Source organism: Coleofasciculus sp. E1-EBD-02 (assembly GCF_040218245.1).
Lineage (GTDB): Bacteria > Cyanobacteriota > Cyanobacteriia > Cyanobacteriales > Coleofasciculaceae > Coleofasciculus.
This window is the reverse complement of record NZ_JAVJQN010000029.1, coordinates 1-7,622: the sequence shown is the minus strand read 5'-3', so window position 1 is coordinate 7,622 and position 7,622 is coordinate 1. Positions and strand designations below refer to the sequence as shown.

The 7,622-nt window shown below is 44.2% G+C and carries 5 protein-coding genes; 3 read left to right on the top strand and 2 right to left on the bottom strand.

Annotated elements, in window-relative coordinates; genetic code table 11:
- The first annotated feature begins 7 nt into the window (after window positions 1-7).
- Window positions 8-1,654 carry an IS1634 family transposase gene (locus tag RIC07_RS04965; RefSeq protein WP_446393546.1) on the top strand — a complete coding sequence of 549 codons (1,647 nt, stop codon included), beginning with the start codon at window positions 8-10 and terminating at the stop codon, window positions 1,652-1,654.
- Between the two features lie 367 nt (window positions 1,655-2,021).
- On the opposite strand, the gene RIC07_RS04960 is transcribed toward RIC07_RS04965, so the two are convergent.
- The gene (locus RIC07_RS04960) at window positions 2,022-2,618 is read right to left on the bottom strand and encodes a Uma2 family endonuclease (RefSeq protein WP_446393545.1); all 597 of its coding nucleotides are present in this window, start codon (window positions 2,616-2,618) and stop codon (window positions 2,022-2,024) included.
- A 101-nt stretch (window positions 2,619-2,719) separates the two neighbouring features.
- Complete coding sequence (locus RIC07_RS04955; RefSeq protein WP_446393544.1) at window positions 2,720-4,000, bottom strand: SpoIID/LytB domain-containing protein; 1,281 nt, start codon at window positions 3,998-4,000, stop codon at window positions 2,720-2,722.
- Between the two features lie 769 nt (window positions 4,001-4,769).
- On the opposite strand from RIC07_RS04955, the gene RIC07_RS04950 reads away from it, so the two are divergent.
- Both RIC07_RS04950 and RIC07_RS04945 read left to right on the top strand, forming a co-directional pair.
- Window positions 4,770-5,243, top strand: coding sequence for a hypothetical protein (locus tag RIC07_RS04950; protein ID WP_446393543.1), 474 nt, complete (start codon window positions 4,770-4,772; stop codon window positions 5,241-5,243).
- 222 nt (window positions 5,244-5,465) lie between these two features.
- Window positions 5,466-7,622 (top strand): NB-ARC domain-containing protein (locus RIC07_RS04945; protein WP_446393542.1); only part of this gene is annotated, 2,157 nt, incomplete at its 3' end.

Below are 7,622 nucleotides of genomic sequence, written 5' to 3'. Positions count from 1 at the left end.
AAAAAGCATGAAAGAGAGTCAGGATACGCTAAAAATTGAAAATTTAGACCATTTAGGAATAGTGGCGGGAATAATAGATGAGATGGGATTGGTGGAAGAAGTGAATAAAATAGTAGGGATAAAAAAGAAAGAAACTCTTAGTCCCGGACAAGTCATGAAAGCGATGATTTTGAATGGATTGGGATTTTTGTGCGCCCCACTATATCTATTTGAAAACTTTTTCGTGGGGAAAGCTACAGAACACCTAATAGGAGAAGGAGTATTGCCGGAACATTTGAATGATGACCGATTAGGAAGAGGATTAGACAAATATCACCGAGCGGGAATAACGAAAATATTTACAGCAGTATCCCTAAAAGCAACGCATATTTTTCAAGTAGAAATGAACAGTGTTCATATAGATGGGAGTTCAATGGCAGTACAAGGAGAGTATGAAATAAAGGGAAAAAATAACGAAATAATTGAAGGAGAAGAGCGAGAAGTAGAACCCGAAATGAAAGCCATAGAGATAGTTCATGGATATTCGAGAGATAAAAGACCAGATCTGAAACAATTTATCATTGACATGATTGTAACCGGAGATGGAGACGTGCCGCTGTATCTAAAAGTGGATTCCGGAAATGTCGATGATAAAAGTGTATTTGTCGAAAGATTAAAAGAGTTTAAAAAACAGTGGACATTTGCGGGGATATATGTGGGAGATAGTGCCTTATACACAGCAGATAATTTATCAGCGATGAGAGGAATGAAATGGATAACAAGAGTGCCATTAAGTGTGAAAGAGGCAAAAAATAAAATAGTAGAGATTGAAGAGAAGGAATGGGAAGAGAGCCAAATAAAAGGATATAAGATGGCTGAGCGAGAAAGTGAATACGGCGGAATCAAACAAAGATGGGTAGTGGTAGAAAGCGAAGCGAGAAAAAAAGCAAGGGTCAAACAAATAAACAAGCATATAGAAAAACAAGAAGAAAAGGCACAAGCCAGTGTACGTAAGCTTTACAGACAGTTGTTGGCTTGTAAAGACGACGCCAAGAAAGCGATAAAAACACTTTCTAATTCATGGAAATATCACCAAATAAAAGAAATTGAATGTCGAGAAAAACGAGTCAAGCAGCCTGAGAAAAAGAGCGAGAAAAAATTCTATCAAGTTAGTGGTCAAGTTGAGAGGCGAGAATCCGTCATCGAAGCGGAAAAAATCAAAGCAGGCAGATTTATTTTAGCGACGAATATATTAGACGGAACTGAGGTAAGTAATCAGGAGATATTAGAAGAATATAAAGGACAACAAAGTAACGAAAGAGGATTTAGATTTCTCAAAGATCCGTTGTTATTCACATCGAGTGTATTCGTTAAAAATCCCCAGAGGGTGGAAGCGATTGCGATGATAATGGCACTATGTTTGTTAGTGTATAACCTCGCCCAAAGAAAATTGCGAAAAGAATTAGCATCTGCCAATGAGACCGTGAAAAATCAGGTCAAAAAATTAACAGGTAGACCGACAATGAGATGGATATTTCAGATGTTTCAAGCTGTGCATTTAGTGACTGTAGCTGGAAAGCGATACGTGAGTAATTTAACCTTAGAACGTCAACACATATTGAAACATTTAGGAAAATATTGCCGGGAATATTATTTAATTGTTGAAGATGGATGAATCAGAGTATACAAATAATACTATTTGGTCATAATCCGAAGTTATTCGCGGAAATTAAAATTGTTTTCGTGGTCATTATGCTGAAAAAAATATCCAAGTTTTATCCAGGAAATTATTTTCTAAATGTAAGTTGATAAATTTCCATCATTAATACTCCATGTTCGTCTAAAAATGAACAAAAAAGCAACAGAAACGCAAGAATTGTTGGACTGATTGATTTTGTCGGAGTAAAATTTTTATTCCTTCCTAATGCTGTCCGTCAGGATCTGCGGAATGTAGGTTAAAAAACAAGGTCGCTCTTTTGTGTTGCAACATCCCCATCACTTCACCCTCGACTTAGATGCATGGGTTGGTTAAGTCGGACAAGCTAAGAGTCAATTTCCCCCGCCTGAAAAATCTGTTCGGCTGTCAGCGTCAACTCTGGAAATGTACCGGAAACAATTGGCTCAGTACCTGCAAACTCGGCTCCTTCGTACAGTTCCTCAATCAGGGTAAAAATTGTTACTTTTGATTCCAGTGGGTCAATCACCCAATATTCGGGAATGTTTAAAACGTTGTATTCAACCCGCTTGGCACGATAATCAGTAGTCTTAGTCGATTCACTAACGACTTCTACTACTAAAATGGGAGGGGGTTCGTGAAGTTCAATCACCGCCTCACGGTTTCTTAACTCACGCCACTGCTGGGTAGGAATAACGGTTAGATCAGGAATGCGAGACGTATCCCACTTGCCAGCACGAGGCGATCGCACACCAATTGCTACAGGTCTAACAATCCAGTCATGTCCGGTACGCCTAATCGCGGCGTCGATTTGCCGATAGAGAAAGTCAATGATTTCTCCATGTTGCCCAGTACCAATGCTCATTGCTACTAATTCCCCGTTCACCAACTCATAACGGGTGTTCGTCCCATCTGAATAGGTCAGGTATTCCTCAAAAGTTAGTCGCTTGGTTGCTAATGTCATCGCGATCGCCTGCTCGAAATCATGATCATACACTTAAGCCTGAAAATCCCTCCAGCGCTGAAAACGTTACCTGTCAAACCCTGACGAATAACAAATGACCCTCACTGATCCTCAAGCCACGACAACCCCGCACCCGGATAATAATGGGCTAAAATTTGTTTGTAATCATACCCCTGCATCGCCAACTGATAAGCACCCCTTTGGCTCATTCCTTGACCGCCAAAAACATTACTGACAATATCATCTGAAGCGGCGTATAGCGATTCCACGACGCCCCCTTTATAACTGAGAAACATTCCCTGGGTTTGTTGAACCGCTTGAGTTGTCGTATTCCACTCCGACTCAATTCCTTTATACACTTGCCAACGCTGAGTATTACCCAAATCGTATAACTGATTAGCGGGTCGAATATAATGCACGATCGCATAGGAACGAGCCGCGATCGCTTGGGCTTTTAGAGCAGCGGGGGGCCAATTGGGATAAATTTCTGCACCGACGACACTGGCTAGATACGCCTCAAGCTCAATATAGTTAACGGCAAGTAGACCATCCCCTCGTGATACTAAGAGTAAATCCCCCCGATACCACCGTCCATTGACAAAAACAAATCCGCCACCTGTGGGTTTAAGCCAAACGCCCCCTGGGGTTTTCCATTCACCGATGCGAAGATAAGAACCATTGGGTTGAGCGTTAACTCCTTCGTTCGCCTCAAGTTTTCCTAATGTCTTCCCATCCGCATCCACCACGATTCCGGCGGTAGATGTGCCAACATTTAGGGAACTTACCCCAGTCGCGATCGCAACTCGCATTTCTAACGTTGCAGTATTGGCTGGAGGAGTTTCTGATTTGGCTGAGTTTTCCGAAGCGGCGGGAGGGGATTGCGGGGGTGGGCTTTGGGCTTGAGTCTGGGCGTTGGGTTTGGGCGGTAGGGGGGTGGGGGGTTTTTGGACTGAGGTTTGAGTGGTTTGGTTGGCTGTCGGTGATTGAGCCGCCGAGGTTGGAGTTTTGGCGGTATCTTGAGGAGTAGAGGATGGAGATGGGGTTGCCTTGGGAACAGGAGTTGAGGGACGTTGCCAGGAAAGACTTTGGGCAATCAGACGATGACGCCATTGGGCTTCAGCCGGGGACGGATTTGGCGGTGGTGGGACTTCCGATTCAGGTGATGGCTCCGAAGAGGGCTGGGGAGAAGATGCGATCGGTTGAGAACCGCTATAAAAGGATTGAGCTAGCATCAAGGGCAATACGAGGGATGCTGAAACCACAACCATTGACCATAGTCTCGAACCCTTGAAAATTGGGTGGTTGTTAGGCAGGCGAATCATCAATACTTGCTCCTGAGCGGGTTGGGAGAGGACGATAACGACAGATGGCGAGTCTTGCACCGCCTCTTAGTTTAGTCTGCGATCGCCTGTTTGGATATGGCACTCCCTAGCTGAATCAAGATGGTAACACTGATTTCTCTGATTGGTAGGAACGGTAGAGGTGGGGGTGGGAGGCTGGTAGCACTGATTACACAGAGGCGTTAGTTCTCAATGGGGAGACGATGTAAGAATTGTTGGGAGATTATTTACCTCTCTGTGTCAATCTGTGTCTCTCACGATTCAGTGTTCTGTCTGCGCCATACCCTCGGTGTAATCTGTGTTTTTGTCAAGACTTAGTAATGATTTTTATCTAAAGTTTAAAAAAATACATGCGTCGAAGGGGACATGGGGAGTGAGACGAAAACCAGACGATTATACAAAGTGTTACAAAGCTTCAAGGATTTTAGCCGTGTAGGGATTGATTTTGCCTAGAATAAACCCACCATAGATAATATACCTGAAAATCGCACACTCATCTCACAATTGCTGTAACCCTTGAAAATTCGTAGATAATTCCGGAAAAGGGGTCAAAAAAGAGCAATTATGACGTTTTGTTGAGATGGAAGCATGATTGAAAAAATTAAACATTTCTGGGGGAAAGAATAGTTTAAATTATCATAGATTGCCGTAGTGGAGAGTTGTTGTCCTCACTCCACACCCGGTTTGGAGGGAATACTTGACACTTCACCTACAGCTTAAAGCTAGACTAGAGGATAAAGATAACGCAATTAATCGATGATTCTTTGGCTTAAATCAATCTCAATAACAACTCGGTGAGGTTTCAACACAAATGGCATACTCTAAGAAACAATATAACTTTCATGGCGATGTTGGCAGTGTTGAAAATCACGGTCATATCGGCAGTTCTGGAAAATCCAACACGATTAGCAGTGTGGCTGGTGAGGTTAAAGGCGATTATAAAAACCTTCAGCACTTTAACAACTATGCACCAGAGCAAAAGCAAACACTAGCCCAAGCCGCCGCCGAAATTCAGCAGCTACTGGAACAGCTTAAGCAAACTTATCCGAATGCTACTGAAACTGAAAGACAAAGTGCTTTAGTGGTAACGCTGCAACAAGAAATTAAGCACAATCCGACATTCAGAACCCGACTCCGTAATGCCCTGAAAGAAGGTGGTATTGAAGCGCTAAAAGTGTTGTTTGCTCCTATTGGTATTCCCATTGAAATGGTTAGGGGGTGGGTTGAAGCTGAAGCGGATTCCTCGGCTGAAACGGCTAAAAAAGGATATAGCGTTGACGATTGAATCGGGCGCACGTCAGTGCGCCCCTACGGTTTATCTGACGTTTCACCGCATATCGTTTTGAGTGATAGAGTGTAGGGGCGGGTTTTACAACTATCCTTTCTTGGTTAACCCAGATGCGACTAAACCCGCCCTTAGCCAATGTAATAGTTTTGACCTGTAGCAACGCTTATCGGACAGGGTTTCGAGATGTCTTGTGAAAAGTGAGTATGGTTTCTGGGCGTAATGAGTGATGATGAAAGCCAGATAAAACAATATACCTTTGGTGACGATGTTGGCAGTGTTGATAATCAAGGTCACATCGGGAATTCTGGCAATCAAAACACAATTGGTACAGCGGTTGGTGAGGTTCATGGTAATCAAAACAGCTTCCAGAATTATGGGACTGTTAATTTTTGCACTAAACCTAAATGGGTAGGCAAACCCTTCCAGGCTCCCCCATTACCCCCCAACTTTGTCGAGCGCCCCCAACCGCGCCGGGACGTGAAAAAATTACTCCTAGAAACGGAAGAAACCACACCGGGAACGTTAGTCGTGAGTGCCATCTATGGACTGGGTGGTATTGGAAAATCTGTGTTAGCTACAGCACTGGCTCATGATTCTGATATTCATCAACGCTTTTCCGATGGGATTCTCTGGGTAACACTGGGTCAACAACCGGATATCCTCTCATTTCTGGCAACTTGGATTCACGCATTAGGAGACTTTGACTACAAACCAACCACTCCCCAAGCGGCTTCGACGCATCTCAGAACTCTACTTTATGACAAACGTAGTTTATTAGTTGTCGATGATGCTTGGAAGTCGGAAGATGTAGAACCGTTCCAAGTGGGTGGGTCAAACTGTCGGGTTTTGGTAACTACTCGTGAGGCTCCTGTGCGGGGAGCCATTCGCTATGACTTGGACATGATGAGTCCAACCGAGGCGCTGGAGTTATTGAATAAATGTAGACCGGGAATGCCGATGTCAGAGGAGGAGCAGGGACAAGCTCTAGACTTGGCAGAGGCGTTAGGGTATCTGCCATTAGCTTTAGAACTGGCAGCAACTCAAATCGCTGAGGGTGTGGATTGGTGGGAATTATTAGAGGACTTCCAGGCTGAAGTCGCACGACTAGAGACATTAGATGATAGTGGCGCTGGGAGTGCTAGTTGTGAAGAAACTCGTAAGCGTCTGAGCTTAAACGCATCATTTAACCTAAGTTTACGCCAGTTATCTCCGGAACAGTTACAGCAGTTTGCTTGGTTAGGCGTTTTACCGGAAGATGCTGCCATTGGACAACAAACAGCCGCCGTTCTCTGGCAGGTGAAACCGCGACAAGCTGGAGTCATTCTGCGAACGCTGCGTTCTAAAGCACTGTTGTTATCTGGAGCGGTGCAGCCGGAAGAGAAACCGACTTATCGCATCCATGACTTAATGCATGATCGGGCTAAAGAGTTATTAACCGATAGTGTTAACCCGGTTTATTCTGAGGAATTACCAGGACTGGGATTAAGGTTAAAAGAGGCTCATGCGGCGTTTTTGGAACGTTACCGTGCCAAGACTGAAAATGGACAATGGTACACGTTATCGAATGATGGTTATATTCATAACTATTTGAGTTGGCATTTAGAGAAAGCAGGTCAATCCCAAGAACTACATCAACTTTTACAAGCCTCAACACCTCAAGGACGTAATGCTTGGTATGAGGCGTGCGACAGACTGGGGAAATTGGGAAACTTTGTCACCGATGTGGCACGAGCTTGGCGATTAGCGGAACAGATGTATGAGGAGAAACCATCAGAATCCATTGGACTCCAGTGTCGCTATGCCTTGATTATTGCATCTCTTAATTCTTTAGCAAAAAATATCCCGCCTGAGTTAATAGCAGCGCTGGTGGAGAAGCAGATATGGACGCCAGAACAGGGTTTAGCTTATGCTCAACAGAAACAAGATTCAAGTAGTCGAGCAGAAGCTCTATCAAAGATTGCACCCCATTTACCCGACATTCTACTGCCCAAAGTGCTAGAAGCAGCACGGGTAATACAAGATGAGTTTACCCGCGCCAATGCTCTCTATTCGATTGCTCCTCATTTACCTGAAACTCTTCTCAAAAAAGCCCTAGAAACCTCACGAGCTATACAAGATGAGTTTACCCGCACCGATGTTCTTTTTTCGATTGCCCCCTATTTACCCAAAATCCTACCCGAAGCCCTAGAAGCGGCACTGGCTATACAAGATCAGAATTACCGTGCCAATGCTCTCTGTTCGATTGCCCCCCATTTACCCAAAATCCTACCCGAAGCCCTAGAAGCGGCACTGGCTATACGAGATGAGTATGACCGCGCCGATGCTCTGAGGCGGCTTGCGCCCCATTTACCTGAAATTCTACTCAAAAAAGCCCTA